Origin of the sequence: Halomonas elongata, assembly GCF_029081005.1 — a bacterium.
Lineage (GTDB): Bacteria > Pseudomonadota > Gammaproteobacteria > Pseudomonadales > Halomonadaceae > Halomonas > Halomonas elongata_B.
Map to the genome: position 1 here is coordinate 1 of NZ_JAJQTQ010000005.1, position 21,667 is coordinate 21,667.

General features: G+C 67.4%; 19 protein-coding genes. 6 read left to right on the plus strand and 13 right to left on the minus strand.

What is annotated here, in order from left to right; genetic code table 11:
- Nucleotides 1-82: 82 nt before the first annotated feature.
- Genes LU493_RS04935 through LU493_RS04945 form a run of 3 tightly spaced genes read right to left on the minus strand, consistent with a single transcriptional unit; the run spans nucleotide 83 to nucleotide 4,580 of the window.
- Nucleotides 83-2,347: an ATP-dependent DNA helicase gene (locus LU493_RS04935; RefSeq protein ID WP_275286682.1), complete on the minus strand. Its 2,265-nt coding sequence runs from the start codon at nucleotides 2,345-2,347 to the stop codon at nucleotides 83-85.
- Nucleotides 2,344-4,020, minus strand: coding sequence for a VRR-NUC domain-containing protein (locus LU493_RS04940; RefSeq protein ID WP_275286683.1), 1,677 nt, complete (start codon nucleotides 4,018-4,020; stop codon nucleotides 2,344-2,346). The genes LU493_RS04935 and LU493_RS04940 overlap by 4 nt, the downstream gene beginning before the upstream one ends.
- Before the next feature lie 32 nt (nucleotides 4,021-4,052).
- Entirely contained in the window at nucleotides 4,053-4,580 is a 528-nt protein-coding gene (locus tag LU493_RS04945; RefSeq protein WP_275286684.1) for a retropepsin-like aspartic protease family protein, read from the minus strand.
- A 100-nt stretch (nucleotides 4,581-4,680) separates the two neighbouring features.
- On the opposite strand from LU493_RS04945, the gene LU493_RS04950 reads away from it, so the two are divergent.
- Nucleotides 4,681-5,295, plus strand: a complete 615-nt coding sequence (locus tag LU493_RS04950; protein ID WP_275286685.1) for a flavin reductase family protein — start codon at nucleotides 4,681-4,683, stop codon at nucleotides 5,293-5,295.
- A gap of 52 nt (nucleotides 5,296-5,347) precedes the next feature.
- On the opposite strand, the gene LU493_RS04955 is transcribed toward LU493_RS04950, so the two are convergent.
- The 4 genes from LU493_RS04955 to LU493_RS04970 form a co-directional block, all read right to left on the minus strand.
- Nucleotides 5,348-5,500, minus strand: coding sequence for a hypothetical protein (locus LU493_RS04955; RefSeq protein ID WP_275286686.1), 153 nt, complete (start codon nucleotides 5,498-5,500; stop codon nucleotides 5,348-5,350).
- Between the two features lie 158 nt (nucleotides 5,501-5,658).
- Nucleotides 5,659-7,077 carry an MFS transporter gene (locus LU493_RS04960; RefSeq protein ID WP_343076081.1) on the minus strand — a complete coding sequence of 473 codons (1,419 nt, stop codon included), beginning with the start codon at nucleotides 7,075-7,077 and terminating at the stop codon, nucleotides 5,659-5,661.
- A gap of 81 nt (nucleotides 7,078-7,158) precedes the next feature.
- Nucleotides 7,159-9,189, minus strand: coding sequence for a CocE/NonD family hydrolase (locus LU493_RS04965; RefSeq protein ID WP_275286688.1), 2,031 nt, complete (start codon nucleotides 9,187-9,189; stop codon nucleotides 7,159-7,161).
- Nucleotides 9,190-9,204: 15 nt separating this feature from the next.
- Nucleotides 9,205-10,512 (minus strand): ATP-grasp domain-containing protein, encoded by a 1,308-nt coding sequence (locus LU493_RS04970; RefSeq protein ID WP_275286689.1) that lies wholly within the window; start codon nucleotides 10,510-10,512, stop codon nucleotides 9,205-9,207.
- Between the two features lie 113 nt (nucleotides 10,513-10,625).
- Between LU493_RS04970 and LU493_RS04975 the strand changes: the two genes are divergently transcribed.
- Together LU493_RS04975 and LU493_RS04980 are read left to right on the plus strand one after the other, a co-directional pair.
- Nucleotides 10,626-10,766 (plus strand): hypothetical protein, encoded by a 141-nt coding sequence (locus LU493_RS04975; protein WP_275286690.1) that lies wholly within the window; start codon nucleotides 10,626-10,628, stop codon nucleotides 10,764-10,766.
- Complete coding sequence (locus tag LU493_RS04980) at nucleotides 10,763-11,050, plus strand: hypothetical protein (protein ID WP_275286691.1); 288 nt, start codon at nucleotides 10,763-10,765, stop codon at nucleotides 11,048-11,050. The genes LU493_RS04975 and LU493_RS04980 overlap by 4 nt, the downstream gene beginning before the upstream one ends.
- 7 nt (nucleotides 11,051-11,057) lie before the next feature.
- On the opposite strand, the gene LU493_RS04985 is transcribed toward LU493_RS04980, so the two are convergent.
- Both LU493_RS04985 and LU493_RS04990 read right to left on the minus strand, forming a co-directional pair.
- On the minus strand, nucleotides 11,058-12,227 hold the full coding sequence (locus LU493_RS04985) for a toxic anion resistance protein (RefSeq protein WP_275286692.1): 1,170 nt from the start codon (nucleotides 12,225-12,227) through the stop codon (nucleotides 11,058-11,060).
- A gap of 32 nt (nucleotides 12,228-12,259) precedes the next feature.
- Nucleotides 12,260-13,324, minus strand: coding sequence for a cobyrinic acid a,c-diamide synthase (locus LU493_RS04990; protein ID WP_275286693.1), 1,065 nt, complete (start codon nucleotides 13,322-13,324; stop codon nucleotides 12,260-12,262).
- A 20-nt stretch (nucleotides 13,325-13,344) separates the two neighbouring features.
- On the opposite strand from LU493_RS04990, the gene LU493_RS04995 reads away from it, so the two are divergent.
- On the plus strand, nucleotides 13,345-14,169 hold the full coding sequence (locus LU493_RS04995) for a helix-turn-helix domain-containing protein (RefSeq protein ID WP_275286694.1): 825 nt from the start codon (nucleotides 13,345-13,347) through the stop codon (nucleotides 14,167-14,169).
- A gap of 23 nt (nucleotides 14,170-14,192) precedes the next feature.
- Here LU493_RS04995 and LU493_RS05000 read toward each other — a convergent pair whose 3' ends face one another.
- The 4 genes from LU493_RS05000 to LU493_RS05015 all read right to left on the minus strand — a co-directional run bounded on the left by LU493_RS05000 (nucleotide 14,193) and on the right by LU493_RS05015 (nucleotide 18,701).
- Nucleotides 14,193-14,972, minus strand: a complete 780-nt coding sequence (locus LU493_RS05000; protein WP_275286695.1) for a DUF2182 domain-containing protein — start codon at nucleotides 14,970-14,972, stop codon at nucleotides 14,193-14,195.
- A gap of 23 nt (nucleotides 14,973-14,995) precedes the next feature.
- Entirely contained in the window at nucleotides 14,996-15,628 is a 633-nt protein-coding gene (locus tag LU493_RS05005) for a DUF1326 domain-containing protein (protein ID WP_275286696.1), read from the minus strand.
- A 274-nt stretch (nucleotides 15,629-15,902) separates the two neighbouring features.
- Nucleotides 15,903-17,438, minus strand: coding sequence for an aldehyde dehydrogenase (locus LU493_RS05010; protein WP_275286869.1), 1,536 nt, complete (start codon nucleotides 17,436-17,438; stop codon nucleotides 15,903-15,905).
- 24 nt (nucleotides 17,439-17,462) lie between these two features.
- Nucleotides 17,463-18,701 (minus strand): Zn-dependent hydrolase, encoded by a 1,239-nt coding sequence (locus LU493_RS05015; RefSeq protein ID WP_275286697.1) that lies wholly within the window; start codon nucleotides 18,699-18,701, stop codon nucleotides 17,463-17,465.
- A gap of 138 nt (nucleotides 18,702-18,839) precedes the next feature.
- On the opposite strand from LU493_RS05015, the gene LU493_RS05020 reads away from it, so the two are divergent.
- Both LU493_RS05020 and LU493_RS05025 read left to right on the plus strand, forming a co-directional pair.
- A complete protein-coding gene (locus LU493_RS05020) occupies nucleotides 18,840-20,258 on the plus strand; it encodes an aminotransferase (RefSeq protein ID WP_275286698.1) in 1,419 nt (472 codons plus the stop codon).
- Nucleotides 20,259-20,323: 65 nt separating this feature from the next.
- Nucleotides 20,324-21,667, plus strand: coding sequence for a Na+/H+ antiporter NhaC family protein (locus tag LU493_RS05025; RefSeq protein ID WP_275286699.1), 1,344 nt, complete (start codon nucleotides 20,324-20,326; stop codon nucleotides 21,665-21,667).

Genomic DNA, 21,667 nt, shown 5'->3' on the forward strand with positions numbered 1-21,667 from the left:
GTAGCTCGTAGCTCGTAGCTCGTAGCTCGTAGCTCGTAGCTCGTAGCTCGTAGCTCGTAGCTCGTAGCTCGTAGCTCAAAGCCTAGAGTCGCCACCAATCCGGCAACAACCCCCGATTCTCGGCCCGCGCGAAGCGGTCATCCATGAGCACCACCACGCCCCGGTCGTCAGGGCCGCGGATCACCCGCCCGGCGGCCTGCACCACCTTGATCATCCCGGGCACCCGGTAGGCGTAATCGTCGCCACGCCCGAAGCGAGCCTGCAGGCGCTGCTTGAGCGCCTCGTTGATCGGGTCGAAGGGCGGCAGTCCCAGAGTGACGACGAAGGCTCCCACCAGCCGCTCGCCCGGCAGGTCGATCCCCTCGGCGAAGGCGCCGCCGAGCACCGCAAAGGCGATGCCGCTGCCGCCGGGCACGAAATCGGCCAGGAAGGCATCGCGCTCCGCCTCGCTCATGCCGCGCCGCTGGGTCCTCGTCGGCACCTCCGGATGTGACGTCTCGAGCCGTGCCCGGACCGACTCGAGATAGGCGAAGCTGCTGAAGAAGGCCAGATAGTGTCCAGGCCACCGACGATACTGACCAGCCAGTTCCTCGACGATCGGCGCCAGGGAGGCCTCGCGATCCTTGAGGCGAGTCGAGATATCGGCACGGCAACGCACCTCCAGCTGTTCGGCATCGAAGGGCGAGGCAACCCGCCGCACCACGCTGTCGGCCGGCAAGCCCAGCAGGTCGAGATGGTACTCGGGCGGACTCAGGGTCGCGGAGAACAGTACCGTCGAGTGCGCCGCCTTGAAGCGCGGCGCCAGAAAGTCCGCCGGCACCAGGTTGCGCACGCCCAGCTCCGCCCGGCCACGGCCGTTGCGCCGCAGTTCGCAAAGGGAGTGGTCGCCGAAGCGCTCTGCCAGCCGGGTGAAGGTCAGCGCCTCGAACAGGACGTCGCGCAGGGCCGGATCGCCGCCTTCGGGATGCTCGGCCAGATAATCGCCGACCGCCGAGACCGTCCGCTGCAGGGCACCGAGCCAGCCATCGGGCACCGCCGCCAGGGCCTGCCATTCGGTATCCGGCGTGTCGCGCAACAACGCTCGCCAGCGCCGAACCAGGCCGCCCAGCGGTCGCTTCAGCGCCGGAGGCGCCTCGCGGTGCAGCCGGTTGAGCCGCTGTTGGGAGAGCCCGGCGCTGTACATGCCCCGCGCCCGTTCCACCAGGTTGTGGGCCTCGTCCACCAGCAGCGACAAACGCCAGTCGTCGGCCCGGGCGAGGCCATGCAGCAGCGCGCCGTCATCGAAGTAGTGATTGACATCACCGACCAGCACATCGCACCAGCGCGCCAGTTCCTGGCCCAGATAGTAGGGACAGACATCGTGCTGCAGCGCCAGCTCGCGCAGGCTCTCGCGATCCAGCCAACCTCGCTCGACGGCGGCCCGGCGCGCCTCGGGCAGCCGATCATAGAAGCCCCGGGCCAGCGGGCAGGACTCGCCATGACAGGCACGATCCGGATACTCGCAGGCCTTGTCCCGGGCCACCAGTTCCAGCACCCGCAACGGCAGGCGCGTCGCCTCCCGGGTCTCGGCACCGAGCGCCGACAGGGCATCCAGCGCCAGCCGACGACCCGGCGTCTTCATGGTCAGAAAAGCCAGCCGGTCGATATGGTGACGCGGCATCGCCATCAGGGTGGGATACAGCGCCCCCAGGGTCTTGCCGATGCCGGTGGGCGCCTCGGCCAGCAAGCAGCGACCGCTCGCCGCGGCCCGGTAGGCGTCTTCGGCGAGCGCGCGCTGTCCCGGACGAAAGTCGCCATGGGGAAAGGCCAGTCCGGCGAGTGCGTTGTCGCGGCGGTCGCGATGCTCCGACTCGCACGCCGCCCAGGCCCGGAAGCGCCGGCATAGCCCCGCCAGGAAGTCGTGAAGCTCGCCGGCTTCGGCTTCCCGGGTCAGCACCGTCTCGGTGCCGGTGACGATATCCAGATAGACCAGCGCCAGGGTCACCCGCGCCAGCCCCTCGGCCTCGCACAGCAGGGCACCATAGGCCGAGACCTGCGCCCAGTGCAGGGCTCGCTGGTTGGCGCCCATGCGCGAGAGGTCCCCACGATGCGTCTTGATCTCTTCGAGCCGTCGGCGGCGCGGATCGAAGCCGTCGGCGCGTCCAACGACGATCAGGCCCTCGATTCGCCCCGACAGCGCCACCTCGGCCCGATAGCTTTCCTCCCGGCGCGCGACCACCCGAGCATGGCTCTCGATGCCCTCGCGGGCGCTGGGCGCGGGCGTGAAGCGGTGATCCAGATCGCCCTCCCGGGCGGTGAACTCGCACAAGGTGCGTACCGCCACCCGATAACCCTCGCCCGTCGTCATGGCGCCTCCCGCCACGTCACATGACACACCGCCACCGGGATGTCATGCGACCGGAAGAAGCTCAACCAGCGGCGCTGATTGTCCTGCAGGCGGTCTCCCGGTCCCTTGACCTCGATCAATCGATAGCCCGGCGCCTCGCCATCGGGCAGGAACTGGATCAGATCGGGCAAACCGGAACGATTCGCCAGAGGGTCGGCCAGCAACCGCTCGAAGCAGGCGCGCAGATGCGTTACCGGCAGGCGCGCCAGGGCAAGCTCGACCAGCGACAGCGGTAGCCGCTCCCAGTGGACGAAGGTCGCGGCCAGCCCCTGCTTGGCATGCCAGCGATCGAGGATGGTATGGCGATAACGTCCGTCGTCCAGTTCGGCCAGGCAGGCGTCGAACCGGTCCCGGCGGCGTGCCACGAAGTCTTCGCGGCCCAGGTCCGCCGGCCCGGACTGAAAGGGATGGAAGAAGGCTCCGGGCAAAGGCGCGAAGATCGCCTCCCAGCACAGCAGGCCGAACAGCCCCGCGATCAGGGCGTTTTCCACGAAATGGACCGGCGCCCGGGGTGTGGCCAGATGCTCGGCGACGGCAAGCTCCACCCCCTCGGCGTGGGGCGGCAATGTCAGGTCGAAGCGGCTGGGCCGTGGCTCGGGCGCCTGGGGCGGTGGCGTCAACCCGAGTCGACGACACAACCTCGGCCGCAGGCGCGACAGGGCCTGGGCCTCGCGCTCACCGACCGGGGCCGCCCGCTCGAGCAGGGCATGCGCCAGCTCGTGCTCGCCGCGCCGCTCCAGCAAGCGCAGCCGGCGAATGCGCCCCTCGCCGCTCCCCGCCTGTTCGTAACAGGACAGGGCCGCATCGCCCTCTCCGCGACGCTCGGCTTCCTGCCCCAGGCGCACCAGCAAGCGTGCCCGACGACTCGCCAGCCAGGCGTTGCGCGGAGGGGCATTCCCCAGCAACGCTACCAGCGCCAGCGGACAGTCGCCCTCGTCGAGGCACTCGCGCAACCTATGGAAAACGAGGTAATCGTCGACTTCCTCGCGACAACCGAACGCCCGCGAGCCGGCATCGAAGGGCACTGTCTCGAACTGCTGCACGCCCAGCTCGGCCATCACGAATTCCGACCAGTCCTGGCGCATATTGCCGAAGAACATCAGACGCAGCCGGTCACACAACGCCATCACCGTCAGGCGTACCAGTCGATCCGGTGCCGCGGGCCACCACTCGGTCAGCGGCCGAGGCGTGATCAGCCGGGGTTCCAGTGCCTCACGCAACGCCGCCTTGCTCGAGGCGCGCGGCAGGCCGGCGGCAGCGATCTCCCCGGCCAGCGCCTGGCGCAGCTCGGGAAGGCGCAACTGGCGGAACAGCTCTCCGACACCGCATTCGGGGTCGTCCTCGACGAGGCCGGCTTCCCGCAACGACGCCAGGGCCGTCTCGACGGCGCCGATCTCGGCATACTCGAGGCGCGAGTGCCGAAAGACCTCGCCACGACGCATCACCATGCGCACCAGCAAGGCCCGGGAGGCCACCGGCAGCCGGGGAAAGGCCGCGAGAAAGCCGCGCTCGGCGTCGTTCAGCAGGTCGTCGTGCCGCGCGGCGACCCAGTCCAGCACGAACTGGAAGTTGGTCAGGTAATAGCGAGGGTCGCCGAGAGACGCCGAGACACTCGTGGCAGAAGCACTGTTCATGCATACATGCTAACAGCTCGACGCATCATGCCCTATCCCGAGGGCGTCCGGGACGGCGCCTCCAGGGTCATCCGATCCCCGCTGATCGCGATGTCGAAGCGTCCAAGATAGCTCATGCCCAGCAGGGCCTTGTCGCCCAGTCCCCCGCTGATAGAGCCGCGAACCTCCCGGGCGGTCAAACCGCCCAGGCTGACCGTGTCGAGGGTGGTCAGATGGCCTCGCGCTCGCCCATTGGCGGTGGAGAACCAGGCCTCGCCCTGCCGCTCCAGGTCGAGCCGCTCGGCCAGGGTATCGGACACCGCCACATAAGTGGCACCGGTATCCAGCAGGAAGGGAACCGGCTCGCCATTGATGCGCCCGGTGGCCACGAAATGCCCCGAGGCGTTGCGCTCGAGGATCAATGTCTCGCCGGCCTCCACATTGGCCAGATGGGCATTCGGGTTCTCCCGACGCTCCAGCACGCCCTGCAGCCACCAGGTACCGAGCCCCAGCAACAATACCCAGAACAACAGCATCATGCCGAGGCCCATGCGCCGCACCCCGCCTCCCGGTTCGCTCATTCATCGCCCTCCCCTCGTCCGGTCGCGCCCATCATGACACTGGACGCCTGCCGGCGCCCATGCTGGGATGAGGCCTCCCGTTCATCATCAAGGAGCGACCATGAGCGACGCCCTACTCACCGCCGACGCCCTCGAGGCCGGCACCATCTATCGGCTGCTTTCCGGCGCCATCGCGCCGCGCCCCATCGCCTGGGTCGCCACCATCGATGCCGCGGGACGCGCCAACCTGGCCCCCTTTTCGTTCTTCAATGTGGCCAGCGTCGACCCGCCCGTGCTGGCCTTCTCGCCGTTGCTGGACGGCAAGGGCAACGCCAAGGACACCCTGCGCAACCTCGACGAGGTGGCGGAATGCGTGGTGCACATCGGCGGCGAAGCGCTGGCCGAGCCTCTCAACGCCACCAGCGCCAGCCTGCCCCGTGGCGAGGACGAGTTCGACCACGCCGGCCTGACCAAGGCGCCGCTGGGCGAGCTCCGGGTGCCGCGCATCGCCGAGGCCCCGATCGCCTTCGGCTGCCGGCTGCGCGAGGTGATCCGCTTCGGCGACCGCCCGCGTTCCGGCAACCTCGTGCTGGCCGAAGTGATAGCGGTTCATGCCGACGACGACGTCTGGGACGGCCGCCACGTGAACATCGAGGCCCTGCGCCCGATCGGTCGCCTCGCCGGCGCCGACTACAGCCGTACCCGCGACCGCTTCGTCCTGGAACGACCACAGTGACGCAGCGCACCCGCGCGCCTCGGGGCCTGCCCGATGCGTCGACGAGCGGCGCTCAGCGCCGGGCCCGTTCCCCGAGGGCCAACGCCTGCCTCGTCTCCGCGTGAGCCCCGGTGGGCGCGTCGCCGGCCCGCGCCATGTCCATGCCGACCAGGATCACCAGCGAGATCAACGCATAGGCGGCGAAACGTTTCCATGCCCGGATCATGCTGCCCTCCTCACGGCATCATGGCCATTGGACGACAGCAGAACGCGGCGGACGTGCAGGGCCGCCGGGGCGGCGGCGGGGAGATTCAGCGTTGGCATGGCGTGTTCTTGTGGCCTGAAGTGAGCCGCCAGCATACCAGAGCCCCGCGTGCCCCTGCCTCAACCACCATGGTGGGCTTCCCACTCTCTGGCCGCCTGCATGCCTCGCGTCTGACTCACGCCCAGACAGATCAGGATAGCGACGATGAACAGCGCCGCACACAGCAGGATCGAGGCCTGCAGGCCGACCACCGACTGCAGCAGGCCCAGGCCGATGATGCCGACGACGCCGGCCAGCTTGTTGGCCAGGCCCCAGAAGCCGAAGAACTCGGCGGCCTTGCGACGCGGCGAGAACAGCCCTACCAAGGCGCGGCTGGCGGACTGGCTCGAGCCGAGGCTGAGCCCCGCCAGGCAGCCGACTACCAGGAACAGGTGCTGCGCTTCCCAACCGAGGCCGAGGCGTGCGTTGAGCCAGGCGGTAAGCTCGGGCGTGGCCCAGATCGCCAGGATCGCCGCGACCCATAACCCCAGAGTGATCAGGTAGGTCACCCGGGTACCGATGCGATCCTGGAAGGCGCCGAAGCCCAGGGCACCGGCGGCGGCCGTGATCTGGACGATGATGAACATGACATTGCGGATCGCGGCGTCCCAGCCGATCACCTGGGCACCATAGATGAAGGCGAAGGCGATGATGATGTAGACCCCCGCCATGGAGAACAGCAGGGATACCAGGAAGAGGCCCAGGTCGCGAAAGCGACGCAGCTCGTGCAGGGTCGTGGAGACCCGCTGCCAGGCGATCCGGTGATAGGGCACCCCTGGCGGCTGCGGCGTGCCGCGCTCGCGAAGCCACAGGAAGGTGGGGATGGCGGCGAGCAGGAAGAAGGCAGCGGCGAAGGGCCCCACCCAACGCACCCGATCGAAGTTCGCGGCGGTAGCCTCGCCCAGCACCACTAGGGTGAAGCCGGCGGCGAAGAGCCCGCCCACATAGCCCAGTGCCCAACCGAAGCCCGAGATGCGGCCCAGCGCCTCCGGCGGCCCCAGGTCGGGCAAGAAGGCGGCGATGAAGGACTCGCCCATCGAATAGGCGTAGTTGGACACCACGATCAGCGCCAGCCCCAGCACCACATAGCCGGGAGCCACGAAGTAGAGCATGGCGGTGGCCACGATGGTGACCAGGTAACTGGCGAACAGGAAACGCTTCTTCTCGGCTCGATAATCCATCACCGCGCCACACAGCGGGCCGGTGACCACCACCAGCAGGTAGCTGATCGACAGCGCCAGGCTCCACAGGAAGTTGGCCAGCCGATAGTCGTCGCCGCGATCCCCGACGATCACCGTGGTGAACAGTTCGCCGAACACCACGGTGATGATCAGCAGGGTGTAAGCCTGGTTGGCGAAGTCGAACATCGCCCAGCCCAGGATCTCCTTGCGCGAGGCCCAGGGCGTCGCAGGCGCGTCGGCGGTCGTCACGCTCATGGGGGCATCCCTGTCGAGAAACGAAGCCCAAGATAGCAGCCTGCTCTCGGCGCGACCATTCATTGCCTTCCTGTCGCACGCTCGCCCGCTGGCCGGTCTCCCCTCGGCGCCCTGCCAATGGCCAAGGTCGGCCCCGATACCCCGCTACACCAGATCCCGCGGTATCGTCTCGTCCCAGGTGCGGGCGAAGATGCGGGTCTCACCCTCCCAGGCATCCAGGGTGGCGCGCAGCCGGAAGTTGTCCGGATCGCTGGTCATCAGAGTGCGGGTCAGGGTGCGCACCTCCCAGTCGCCACGCTTGAAGCTGCGCTCCCACTCGGTCCAGCCGCTGACGCTGTCGTAGCTGCCGTAAGCGTAGCGGTAGCGTTCGATGACCCGGGCGGCGATCTCCAGGTCGATATCGTCGAGCCGGTAGCGCCCCTCGTCGTTGATCACCTCGAGGGTGGTCTGGTCGTTGGCCAGATCGCGGATCACCCGCCAGCTCTCCTGGGTGGGCTGGATCAGGGTCCTGGCGATCGGCGGCGCGCCTTCCGGCTCGGGGAAGGCCGGCAGGGCAGCCTCCTCCGCGGGCCGCGGCGTGCGCACCGGCAGGATCAGCCGGCTGCGCCCGGGGCACAGGGTCAGCGTGACCGGCCGCGGCGCCGGCCAGGCCAGCGGCCAGTAGCTGGTGGAGAGCGCCAGGCGGATGGCATGGCCGGCCGGGAACTGCTGGGCGATATGCTTGAGACGGACCCGGACTCGGTAACGCTTGCCCGGCACCAGCGGCTCGGGCTGCGCGTCGCTGTCGCGGTGGGTAAGGTTCAAGAGGCCATAGGAGACCCGGGTGGCCTTGTCGTCCTCGGCGACATCGATCAGCCGCAGCGCCACCATGGCCACCGGCTGGTCGGCCTCGAGTTCAAGCTCGACCGTCGGCTGGCCGCAGATTTCCACCGCCTCCTCGAGGCGCGGGGTCTGGAAGACCAGCGCCCCGCCGTCCTCGTCGCGCTGGTCGTGGGGGAGGTCCGGCGGGGCATTGTAGGAGCACCACTTGCCGGCATAGAGCCCCACCGAGAGCGGCGAGCGAATGGCGAGCATGGCATCGTCGTCCTCCTCGTCCGGGGCCTCGGGCTGCAGGTCGTGGCCCGCGGTGAGCCGAAAGGAGGCCTCGACGATACGCGGCGACGGCCAGTCAGGTTCGGACACCCAGCGCCCGGGGCGCATCTCGTAGCGCGCCGAGGGCGGCACCGACTCCTGCATCCACACCCGCAGCATGGGCTCGTCCATGATCCCGGTGTCATGTCCCTTGAGCCACTGGTCCCACCAGCGCAGCGACTCCTGGAGGAAGCCGATGGCCGGCCCCGGCACGCCCAGGTGCGGGTACTTGTGGGCCCAGGGGCCGACCAGCCCCTTGCGTGGCACCGTCAGGCCGGCCAGCAGCCGGAAGACGGCGTTGCAGTAGCCGTCGGCCCAGCCGCTGATGGCGTAGATCGGGCAGCGGATGGCCGCGAAGTCCTCGCATACCGAACCGTGCCGCCAGTAGGCATCGCGGCGCTGGTGTTCCAGCCACTGGGCCAGCCACAGGCCGCTGCCGTCGAGGCGCTCGAGCCACATTTCCCGCCAGCGGTCGCCGACCAGCGCCGGGTCCGGCGGGCAGGCGTTGCCGTCGAACATGGTCGAGGCCCAGGACAAGTTGTCGCCCAGCAGGCAACCGCCCATGTGGTGGATGTCATCGGCGTAGCGATCATCAGTGGAGCACAGGGTGATCACCGCCTTGAGTGCCGGCGGGCCCAGGGCGGCGATCTGCAGGCCGTTGAAGCCGCCCCAGGAGATGCCCACCATCCCCACCTCGCCGCTGCACCAGGGCTGGGCGACCAACCAGTCGATGATCGCCATGCCGTCGGCCAGTTCCTCGGGCAGGTACTCGTCGGTGAGCACCCCGTCGGACTCGCCGGTGCCGCGGATGTCGACCCTTACCCCGGCATAGCCGTGGCCGGCCCAGTAGGGATGCGTCTGGACGTCGCGGGCGGCGGTGAGGTCACGCTTGCGATACGGCAGGTACTCGAGGATCGCCGGCACCGGATATTGCTCGGCATCTACCGGACGCCAGATGCGCGCCGCCAGCCGGGTGCCGTCGGCCATGGGGATCCAGGTTTCCTCCTCCCGCACTACGCGGGGAAAGTCGTCGACGATGCGCATCCCTGTCCTCCTTCCTCAGCCCTCGATCTCGTCGAACTCGAACGTCAGCCGTGCCGCCAGGCGCTCGTAGGCCTCGAGCAATTGCTCCGCGCTCTCGGCCCCCATCCAGATGTAGGCCAGCGCATAGCTGTAGCTGTCCTGTTCGGGCATCGTCGACAGGCGCTGCCCGGCTTCCACCTGCAGGGCGATCACGCTGCTCGGGAAGTCCGCCTCCAGGGCGGCGACTTCCGCGTCGCTCGGCACCCGGGTGGCCACGGCATCGACGAAGAACACCCGGTAGAAGAACTTGCCCGCCACCGCGTAGTCGCCCCGGCGATGCGGCATGTCGGGGCGCCGGCCCAGCGCCAGGTCGATGGTGACCTGCTGGTGGCTGACCCCGTCGACCTTCGCGAAGAGGTCACAGTGGGACTGGGAGATGCGGGTATTGATCTCCAGCAGCCAGATGCGGTCCTGTACCTCGTCCCAGAAGTACTCGATATTGAAGGCCGAGTTGTCGAAGCCGATGTGGCGCATCACCGTGTCGGTGAGTTCGCGCATCTTGTCCTGGATGGGGGCGGGCAGCCCCGAGGGATAGCGGTAATGGAAGAAGCTCAACACCTGGGGGTAGCGCAGCGAGTCGACGATGCCGTAGCTGACCACCTCGCCCTCGAAGACATAGCCCTCCACGGTGCACTGCCAGCCGCCGATGATCTCCTCGGCCATGCAGAAGTGGCCGTCCACGGCGGCGATCTCGTCGGGCAGCCGGGCGTGCTCGAGCACGGTGTTGAAGGGGTCGGCGATCAGGCCGATATCCTCGCGCAGCTTCTCGATGGCGTGGTAGAAGTCCTCGGGGGTGTCGATGCGGAAGCCCAGCCGCGACCCCGAGGACTTGATCGGCTTGACGAAAAAGGGGAAGTAGAGCCCGGCCTCGCCGATGCGGGTCAGGGCGTCGTCGTCGAAGGGGTCGAAGGCCGTGAAGCCGGGAATGTAGTCGGGAATCACCTCCTTTTGTACCTTCCGGCTCCAGTACTTGTGCTCGCACTTGAGCAGGCTCGCCAGCGTCGGCGAACGGGTGCCGAAACACTCGCAGAGGATCGGCAGCATGGTCGAGACGGGGAAGTCCATGTAGCCGACGATGGCGTCCACGCTGCCGTCGAAGGCCTCCAGATGATCGGTCGCCTCCTCGAGCATGGCGGCGATATCGAAGACCTCGGTGTCGTAGACCGCGGCGGGATCGATGACCCCGTGGAAGCGACAGCCGCCGGCGCCCCTCAAGTGTTCGAGTCGCTCCCGATTGAGGTCGTTGAGTCCCACCACGAAGACATTGCGCACTCCGCTATCCATGATCGCCCCTTGCGGCCTCGGGCCGCGTCATCAAGGCATCACGGCCCATCCCGGATGCCTTCGCGACGATGCGAGCATCGCTTCCTGCAGCATAGTCCAGGGAGTGTCCTCCCATGACGACACGTGCTCGTGGTGCGTTGAAACGCGGTTCGTGCGCGACGCCGATCGAAGCCTCCAGCGAGCCATGTCGGGAACTCATGCTGATCGACGGGATCGTCAAGGGAGAGCTGGATCATCGTGCGGAGGAGTCATGAACCAACGAGATGCCTTTATCGAGCGCTTGAAGGACAGCCTCGCCGACTGGAACGCCGAGATCGAGGCACTGGCCGAACGAGCGCGCCAGGCCGGTGACCGGACCAGCGAACGCCATCAGGAGGACCTCGAGCGCCTGAAGGCGCGACGCGACGAGGCACGTCGTCGGCTCGACGAACTGCAGGCCTCCGGCGAGGAGGCCTGGGACGATATGCGTCAGGGTGCCGATGAGGCCTGGGAGCAGTTGCGGGAAGCGTGGAAACGGGCCAGCTCACGCTTCAAGTGAGGGAAACTCAGCGCGTCTCATCGCCGCCCGACTCGCCCCGGTCCAGACGCTCGGTCGCCGAACGCCCTCGCTGGGCCAGGCCTTCCAGGCGCTCGATCTGTGACGCCAGCTGCGGCAAGGCATCACGACGATAGTGCGCCAGGTCGTCGATCGCGCCCATGACATCGCCAAAGGCACGCTCCAGCGACTGCATGTCCAGGGTCGCCGAGGACGCCCGGGTCTGGATGTCAACGCCCTGCCGCTTCAGGGCCTCGGCGGTACCGGCGATGGTCTCGGAGGTGGCGGCATTGAGTGACTCGATGCGCTCCAGCACCAGTCGCTGGTTGGCCAGCGCCAGGGCCACCGTGGCTGCCACGCTGAGCGCCGAGACGGTGACGTTGATCGCCCGGTCCACGCCCCGCATCAGTTCGCGGTTGTTGCGGATGATGACCTCGAGGGCCAGCACGCCCTGCTGACTGACCGCCTGCTGCTGCTGGAGATCGAGAATCCGCTGACGCAGGGGGAACAGCAACTCTTCCTCGACGAAACCGCGTCGCTGTTCGTCGAGTTCCGGCAGGGCGTTTTCCAGGCGAGAGTCGATGGCGCGCCCCAGCGCGACCTGGCGCTCCAGTTGACCGAGCGTCTCGCGAAGGGCCTGTTGATCGTCGCTCAGGGTGAGATTATCCCGGGCCAGCCGGTCGCGTCCCCCCTCGAGATCGGCGATGATGGCATCGAGCGCCTGTTGGGCGGTCTCGAAGCGCTGGAAATAACGCTGCAGGCGCGTCCCCATGCCGGGAATCCAGCGTCGAAGACGATCCATCGGCCCCGGCTCCAGGCGGTGGTGACGCGGATCCAGCGAGGTCATCCGGCCCCGCAAGTCTCCCAGCGCCTTGGCGACCGCCCCGCCATCGTCTCCATCGCGGGCCAACTGGTGCAGCGGGGTCTTGAGCATCTCGCTCTGGTGGGCGGCCTGACGCTGAAGGTCGAGCCCCATCTCGTCTACTGCCCGGCGCTGCTCCGCAGCGTCACCGGCCTTGTCTCCCAGGATCTCCTCGACGAAAGCCTCGGCCGTCGCCTCGAGTTCCGGGTCCAGGGTCTCTCGATGCGCCGGCTCGTCGTGCGCCAGTTCCTCGGCGATACGCTCCACCGGCGGCAGCGAAAGGCGGCCATCCAGTTGGTCTGTGGACGCGTCAGTCATGGTGTTTCCCCCTTGTCAGCCAGGCCCCTTGCTCAATCGGATGGACGCGACTGCTGCCGCTGCCCATAACGCTCGGCCCCCTCGATGAAACGCCGTAGTTCGTCACAGGCCCGCTCCGCGCCCAGGGCGGCCTTGGGTCGGCCGGTGACCACGCTGGAAAGCGTCACCGCGGCATCGTCGAGCGCCGTCAACGCCGCTTCGTTGCGTGCCGCGAGGCGGCGCAGGGCGATCTCGGTTTCCTCGATCAGCGCCAGCCGTCGCCGCAGGGCCTCGGTCTCCTCGGCGGAGAGGCGTGGGGCATCCTTGGCGAGCCGACGGCGCACATAGTCGACATCCATGCCACGAATGCCCTTCGCCCGGTCGACCATGGCATCAAAGTCGTCGATGGCCCCGAGGCTCACCTGGTCGACCAGCGAACGTGCTCGCTCGAAGGCCAGTTCGCCGGGCTCGAAACGCGCTTCGAGCACGTCATTCACATGCCGATAGCGGCCATGGAGGCGATCGACCCGGGAGGCCAGCTCAGGGCGATCAACGCCAAGCAGCTCGCCCTTGGCACGACACAGAGCCCGGACGATCTCGTCGGCACCCACCGGCGGGCGAGATGGGTCGAGCTCGACGACGCCGGCTTCGGCGCGTGAACGCTCGCGACGGCGTGCGGCGTCATAACGGTGCTGCCGGCGGCGTGCCCGCCAGCGATGCCAACGGCGTTCCAGGGGCAACTCGACAGCGATGGCGACCAGGCCCGCCAGCCAGCCCAACAGACTGGGACCGAAGCCTCCCCACAACGACGTCAGCCACATCAGCAGGCTGATGAAGGGCAGCACGGCACCGTAACGCACCAGCACGCGCCAGCGCTGCGGGGACTCGGTGGGCAGTGCCAGCCGCGGCTTCACCAGGCCGACCAGGCACCACGGCGGGCAAGTGAGGAACAGACCATAGGCCGCCCCCTGCAGAAACTCCAGCATGGTGTCGTCGATCCTCCGCTGTTGCTCGTCCGGCCCCTTCATGATGCGGTTCCGGGCGCCGCTTAGCCACCCCGCATTGCAGGGCGGTTCACCGACCGCCTCCGTGATATGCTGCCGAATGCGGTTCATCATCCATCAGCACGGTTATCCTCGTGACTCCGACCGAGCATCTCGCCAATGCCGCCAGCCTGACCTGGCACCGTCACCTGGCCCGCCTGTTCCAGGCCGCCGCCGGCAGCGGCTTTCCGACTCTGCTGGAACAGACGCTGCGCGAGCTGGTCGGTTTCGACACCATCCTGATCAACACCTACAAGGGACAACGGCGACCGCTGCTGATTCACGACAATTATCCACCGACGCGCCGCGAACAGGGCATCGAACGCTACCTGAGCCAGGCCTACCTGCTGGATCCCTTCTTCAAGGCCGTTCACGACGGGTTGGAGAGCGGCGCGCATCGACTGCGGGAACTGGCGCCGGACCGCTTCGAGAGCAGCGATTACTATCACCACTATTACCGAGCCCTTGGGCTCACCGACGAAATCGGCCTTTTCGCCAGGGTCGATACCGACGTGGTGATGGTGGTCTCACTGGGATTCCGCGACGATGCGCCCCGGGTCACTCGCCGAGATCTGCTGGCGCTGCGCCACATCATGCCGGTGCTCGACGTCCTGCTCGGCGAGTACTGGAAGTGGCAGGAGCACCGTTTCCACCAGTGCCTGGCCGAACGCGAGCCGGTGGAAGAGGCCTTCGACAGCTTCGGCCAGGAAAGCCTGACGGCGCGCGAACGGGAGATCGTGCGCCTGCTGCTGGCCGGCCACTCCACCAAGTCGGCGGCCCGCGAACTGGGCATCAGCGACGGCACCGTCAAGGTCCACCGCAAGCACCTCTACCAGCGCCTCGAGGTCTCCAGCCAGTCGCAGCTGTTCCGGCTGTTTCTCGACCATGTGGCACTGGTCTCCCGCCAGCAGGCCGGCTAAGCGCTCCCTCAATGGGCAGTGCCTCAGGTCAGGACCGCCCATAGAACCACCCCGCCCCAGACCACCAGCACGCCGCCCAGGAGGCGCCCCAGCCGGTGACCGGCCGGAGCCAGCTTCTCGACCAGCACCCAGAGCGCCAGCCCGGCAACCCAGAGCAGGCTCATGACGCCACCGACGAACAGCAGCAGCATCAGCACCCAGCAGCAGCCGAGACAATAGGCGCCATGGTGCAATCCCATCACCAGGGCGCCCCACCTTCCCTCACGCCACCGAGTGAGCACAAACTCCAGCGGTGAACGGCAATGGCGCAGGCAGGCCTCCTTGAGTGGCGACCACTGGTAGAGCCCAGCACCGATCAGCACCACCCCCGCCACTCCCTGGCTGGTGAGAGCCAGCATCGGCGACAGCAGCGCGGCCCGCTGCAGTTCGTACTGCAGCAGCACCGCCGCCAGGCTGAACAGCATCCAGACAATCAGGTAGCCGGCAGCGAAGAGTCCCGTCGCCGCGGCAGCCTCACCACGGTCACGACGCCGCCGGGTCAGGGTGGCATGCAGCAGAAGCATGGGGGCGGCACTGGGCAGCATCATCGCCGTCATCATCAGCCCCCACATCAGCAGCATCAGCCCCGATTCCAGGGGCGTCCAGGGGCCTATCGTCATGGGCATCAAGAGGGCCTGACCGTGGGCCATCCAGAGGGCCTCGGCGATCAGATAGCCCCAGCACAGGGCGGAAACCATCCCCAGGGCGACCAGGGTCCAGAAGCGGTCGCGGCGCAGCAAGCGCTCCAGCGCATGGTCTTCCACTCCTTACCTCCCGGCCGCCTCGCTCAGGCGGCCACCCCATGGGGCGTCTGTACCACATGGGCCAGGGTGCTATGGGCCCCTCGAGTGGTAAAGGCCAGATCGCCGGCGCTGTCGATATCCGCCGAGGCCACCTCTCCTTCGAGATGCTCGAAGCCCTCCGGCATCACGACCCGGATGCGATGCGGCGTCTCGGTTACCGGATTGCGAATCGGCGCTACTCGGGAACTCAGGACGCCGGGCATCTCGAGTCGGGCGGTGCGCGCCGCCAGGTCGAACTCGAAATCGATCGGCGCGAAGCGGGGGTCGTGCAGGCGGGCCACGATCAGGCTGAAGATATGGAAGAGTGTTCCTTCATCGGAGTGCTCCCCGGAGAGGATCGCGAACAGCGCCTCACGCTGCTCGGGGGTGGCACGCTCGTCGATCAGTGGCTGGGCATCCCCGTTGCCCTCGTGCAGGGGCCCGGGGAACTTCACCACCACGAAGAAGCTCAGGCCGTCGAGGCGCGTCGTGCCGAAGTGGCCCGAGGCGATGCGCATGCCCAGGAAGCCCTGACACTCGCCCTGGGTCGGCGGGGCCAGGAAGTCGCAGGGACAGCCGAAGGCGCAGTTGCAGTTCTTGAGCCAATCTCCTTCGAGACGCCAGTCTTGGCGGGACATAATGGAATCCTCCCCTTAGCCATCGGACAGCGGCCGGTTGCCGGATTGGTCACCGGCCCGTGGAGGCTCCCTCCGGGAGCAGGACATCTTTCTCCCTGTCCTACGCAGTGTAGACGTTACAACCCCGGAGGCATGGGATTATCGAAAGCGGCAAGCCTGGCCACGACAAGGTGCCCCAAACGTACAAAAGCCGGCTCCGGAGGCGTAAGAGCCGGCAAGACAACGAGGACCAGACATCCTCATCAGCGCACAGTAAGACCGATAAGGACGACGCTCAGGGCACGAGCGTCATCCACACGCTCTTCAGATCGGAGTACTCCTCCAGCGAGTGGTGAGACTTGTCGCGGCCGTTGCCCGACTGCTTGACGCCGCCGAAGGGCACCGTCTGGTCCATGTCCGCCCAGTTGTTGACGAACACCTGGCCCGAGCGCAGCCGCCGGGTGACGCGCATGATGCGGTCGATGTCCTGGCTCCACAGGCCCGCCGCCAGGCCATAGTCGCTGTCGTTGGCCAGCCGCACGGCCTCTTCCTCGGTGTCGAAGCCGAACACCGCCAGCACCGGCCCGAAGATCTCCTCGCGGCCGATGGCCATGCCGTCGGTGACGCCGTCGAATACCGTCGGGCCGATGAACAGGCCCTTGCCATTCGGCCCCTCGCCACCCAGCGCCTGGCCGCCGGTGCGCAGGGTCGCGCCCTCCTCCACGCCACGGCGAATGTACTCGAGGATGCGGGCATGCTGGGTGTCATCGACGATCGCGCCCATGAAGCTGTCCGGGTCCAGCGGATCGCCGGGCTGCATGCGCTCGGCGGCGGCCAATACCTTGTCGACGAAGGCCTCGCGAATCGTATTCTCGACCAGCAGCCGGGAGCCGGCGATGCAAACCTCGCCCTGGTTGTGGAAGATCGCCGCCGCGGCATGCTCGGCCACCCGGTCCAGGTCCTTGCAGTCGGCGAAGATCACATTCGGGCTCTTGCCGCCGCACTCCAGGAACACCTTCTTGAGGTTCGACTGGCCGGCGTACTGCATCAGCTGCTTGCCGACCCCGGTGGAGCCGGTAAAGGCCAGGCAGTCGACGTCCATCGACAGCGCCAGCGCCTTGCCCACGGTGTGGCCGAAGCCCGGCAGCACCTGGAAGACGCCGCGCGGCAGGCCGGCCTCGCGGGTCAGTTCCGCCAGACGCAGCGCCGAGAGCGGCGACTTCTCCGAGGGCTTGAGGATGACGCTGTTGCCGGCGGCCAGCGCCGGGCCGATCTTCCAGGCGGTCATCATCAGCGGGAAGTTCCAGGGCACGATGGAGGCCACCACACCGAGCGGCTCGCGCATCACCAGTCCCAGGCTCTCCTCGCCGGTGGGCGCGACCTCGCCGTAGAGCTTGTCGATGGACTCGGCATGGTAACGAATGCAGCCGATGGCACCGGCCATGTCGCCCATGGCACTCGACACCGGCTTGCCCATGTCCAGGCTGTCGAGCAGCGCCAGCTCGTGCTGGTTGGCCTCCATCAGCGCGGCGAGCTTGAGCAGCACGGCCTTGCGGCCGCTCGGCGCCCGCCGCGACCACTCGCCGCTCTCGAAGGCGTGTCGGGCCGCGGCCACTGCCGCCTCGGCATCGGCGGCGTCACAGCTGGCCACCTCGGCGAGCGTCTCGCCGGTGGCCGGATTGACGGTTGTGAAGGTCTCGCCGCCGGCGGCCTCGACGAAGGCGTCGTCGATATAGGCGCGGGTCTCGAGGCGCTGCTCGGTCGTCAGGCGTTTGGCCAGCGCCTGCCAGTCGGCCAGGGTTTCGGGAATCGAGGGTTCGGGTCGAGTCATGTCATTCATGGCGGTCTCCCGGCATCAGGACGCGCGGTCGGCGCGTTCGAGAATGGCATCGCAGAGCACCTGGGCACCTGCGGCACAGTGTTCCGGCGTGGCGTACTCGGCCTCGTTATGGCTGATACCGTCGCGACAGGGGACGAAAATCATGGCCGTCGGCGCGACGCGGGATACATAGACGGCGTCATGGCCGGCACCGCTCATCATGCGACGATGGGGCAGCTCACGCGCGCGGGTCGCCCGCTCCACGGCGGCAACGCATTCGGGGTCGAAGGTCACCACCGGCGAGGCCCAGATCCGCTGCTGGGACACCGTCACGCCGAAGGTCTCGCCAGCGGCGGCCAGCTCGCGCTCGAACAGCGCCTGGAGGGCGTCCAGCTCGGTTTCCACCACGTGCCGCAGGTCGATGGTCAGCGTCACGTCGCCCGGCACCACATTGCGCGACGCCGCCTCGATATCCAGGCAGCCGCAGGTGATCTTGGTATCGCCGCTTTCATCGGCCAGGGCATGGGCCTGCAGCCGATCGATCAGGCGCGCCGCCGCGGCCAGGGCGTCGCGTCGATAGCGCATTGGCGTGGGGCCGGCATGAGCCGACTGGCCCGAGAGTGTCACGTCGAACCAGCGCATGCCCTGGACGCCGGTGACCACCCCGATGGCTTCGTGTTCTTCCTCGAGCACCGGGCCCTGTTCGATATGCAGTTCGAAGAAGCTGTCCAGGCGGGGCTCGCCCACGGGCAATTTACCGGCGTAGCCGCAGGCATCGAGGGCCTCGCCAAGCGTCACGCCGTCGCGATCCTCGCGGGCCAGGGTCGACTCGACGCTGAACGCGCCGGCATAGGTGCCGGAGGCGACCATCGCCGGGGCGAAGCGGCTGCCTTCCTCGTTGGTCCACACCACCAGTTCCAGCGGTCGCTCGGTGACGATGCCCTGATCGTCCAGGGTGCGAAACACCTCGAGCCCGGCCAGCACACCGAGGATGCCGTCGAAACGGCCGCCCTTGGGCTGCGTATCCAGATGGCTGCCCATGGCCACCGGGTCAAGGTCGTCGCGCTTGCCGGCGCGGCGGATGAAGAGGTTGCCGATGCGATCGACCCGCCAGGTGCAGCCGAGCGATTCGCACCAGTCGAGCAGCAGGCGCCGGCCGTCGGCATCCTCGGGGGTCAGCGCCAGGCGGCAGCTGCCGCCGTTGGCGGTGGGGCCAATCTCGGCCATGGCCATCAGCGTATCCCACAGCCGCTGGCCGTCGATGGAAATCGTCATGGTAAGCCTCTCCGGTCGTTGTTCGTCATGGCAGCGACCTTACGAGGGCAACGCGAGTCCCCGATATACCCCAATCAGGATATGTCGCCTCCTCCCCGAGGCTGGCTAGTCTGGCGCCTACTCAGAGGAGGTATTGCCATGACCACAACAAGCACCCGTCAGACGACCGACCGCCCCGTCCTCGATGCCGAGACCCTGTGGCAGAAGGACAAGGATCATTTCATCCACCCCTTCACCGACTTCAGCACCTTCCATGAGGAAGGCTGCGACCTGATCACCGACAGTGACGGTATCTATGTAGAAGACGCACGCGGCAATCGCTTCATCGACGGCATCGCCGGGCTGTGGTGCGTCAACGTCGGGCACGGCCGCGCCGAGATCGGCCAGGCCATGGCCGACCAGGCCACCCGCATGGCCTACTTCTCGACCTTCAACAACCTGTCCAACGCCCCGGCCGCGGAGCTCTCCGCCAAGCTCGCCGAGCTGGCCCCCGCGCATCTCAACCATGTGTTCTACAGCTGCGGCGGCTCGACGGCCAACGACGCCACCATTCGCCTGGTGCACTACTACTTCAATCGCCTGGGCAAGCCGAACAAGAAGCGCATCCTGTCGCGCAACAACGCCTACCACGGCACCACCTACCTGGCCGCGACTCTGACCGGCATCGAGAGCAACAACTGGGCGTTCGACACCCTCGACCACCTGGTGACCCACCTCAGCGAGGCCAATTGCTATCGTCGCCCCGAGGGCATGAGCGAGGCCGAGTACTGCGACCACCTGGTGAAAGAGTTCGAGGACACCGTCGCCGAGATCGGCGCCGACAACATCGCCGCCTTTATCGCCGAGCCGATCATGGGCGCCGGCGGCGTGCTGGTGGCCCCCGAGGGCTACCACAAGCGCGTGCAGGCGGTATGCCGCGCCAACGAGATCCTGTTCATCGCCGACGAGGTGGTCACCGGCTTCGGTCGCCTGGGGCACTTCTTCGCCTCCGAGGCGGTGTTCGAGACCCAGCCGGACATCATCAACTGCGCCAAGGGGCTGTCTTCCGGCTACGCGCCGCTGGGCGCCACCCTGATCTCCGACGAGCTCTACGAGGTGCTGGGCACCCCGCAGGGCAAGGGCGGCGTGCTGAGCACCGGCTTCACCTACTCCGGCCACCCGGTAAGCTGCGCGGCGGCGCTGAAGAGCATCGAGATCATCGAGCGCGAGGCGATCTGCGAGAATGTCCGCGAGGTGGGCCCCTATCTCGAGCAGCAGCTCAAGACGCTCTCCCACCACGCCACCATCGGCAACGTGCGGGGCAGCCACTTCATGATGTGTCTCGAGAACGTGGCCGACAAGGACACCAAGGCGCTGCTGCCGGTGGAGGCGCGGGTCGGCGACCGCATCGCCTTCGAGGCCCAGCAGCGCGGCCTGATCATTCGCCCGGTGGGTCACCTGAACGTGATCTCCCCGACCCTGATCTGGAGCCGCGAGACCGTCGACACCGCGGTGGCGATCCTCGACGAGGCACTCGCCGCGGCCACCGAATCGCTGCAAGAAGACGGCTTCCTGTAAGACGTAATTACCCGGTCGCCACTCGACCGGGGCCGTCACCCAACAACGACAATAGAGATCGACCCATGGAAACCTTTGGCGCCTGGAGCCTGATTCCCACTCTGGTGGTGCTGGGAATGGCCATCCTGACACGACGCACCATCGAATCGTTGCTGACCGGCTGCCTGGTCGGCCTGTTGATGACCGATCCCACCAACGTGGTCTCCCGAGGCTCGGACATTCTGCTCGACGTGCTCGGCAACGACACCGTCACCTGGATCATCCTGGTCTGCGGCCTGTTCGGCAGCCTGATCGCCCTGCTGGTCAAGACCGGCGGCGTGCTCAGCTTCGGCGACACCATGACCCGACGCATCCACAGCCGCTCACAGAGCCTGCTGACCACCTGGTGCCTGGGACTGATCATCTTCGTCGACGACTACCTGAATGCCCTGACCATCAGCGCCTCGATGAAGAAGATCACCGACCGCTTCGGCATCTCCCGGGAAAAGCTGGCCTACATCGTCGACTCCACGGCCGCACCGATCTGCATCCTGGTGCCCTTCTCCACCTGGGCGGTGTTCTTCGCCGGCCTGCTCGAGGAGAACAACGTGACCGGCAACGGCATGGGCCTGTACATCGAGGCCATCCCCTTCATGTTCTATGCCTGGGTAGCCGCCGCCATCGTGCCGCTGGTCGCGCTGGGCTGGGTGCCCGATCTCGGTCCGATGAAGGCCGCCGAGGCCCGCGCCGCCGGCGGCCAGCCCATGCCCGACGGGGTCGATGACGATGCCCTGGAAGTCGACGAGAGCAAGCCACGCCCTCACCTCCTCAACTTCCTCGTGCCCATCGTTACCCTGATCTTCTTCACCTGGTACTTCGACATCGACATCCTGCGCGGGGTGATCGTGGCGCTCGCGGTGACTCTGGCGTTGATCCTGTCGCAGCGCCTGTTGAGCTTCCACGAGACCTTCGATACCGCCCTGGAAGGTTTCAAGGCCATGATCATGCCTCTGGGCACCCTGGTGGCGGGCTTCGCCCTCAAGGAAGTCAATGACGTGCTGGGCCTCACCGACTTCGTGATCGGCACCGTCCAGCCGCTGATGACGGCCGGGCTGCTGCCCGCCGTGGTCTTCATCACCATGGCCTTCCTGGCCTTCGCCACTGGCTCCTTCTGGGGACTCTTCGCCGTGGCCATGCCCATCGTGCTGCCCTTGGCAGAGAGCGTTCAGGCCGACATGCCACTGGTGGTCGGCGCCCTGATCTCGGCCAGCGCCTTCGGCAGCCATGCCTGCTTCTACGGCGACTCGACGGTGCTGTCCGCCCAGGGCAGCGGTTGTTCGCCGATGGCCCACGCCCTCACCCAGTTGCCCTATGTGCTGATTGCCGCGGCCATCGCTACCGTTGTATTCCTGACCGTCGGTTACCTGTGA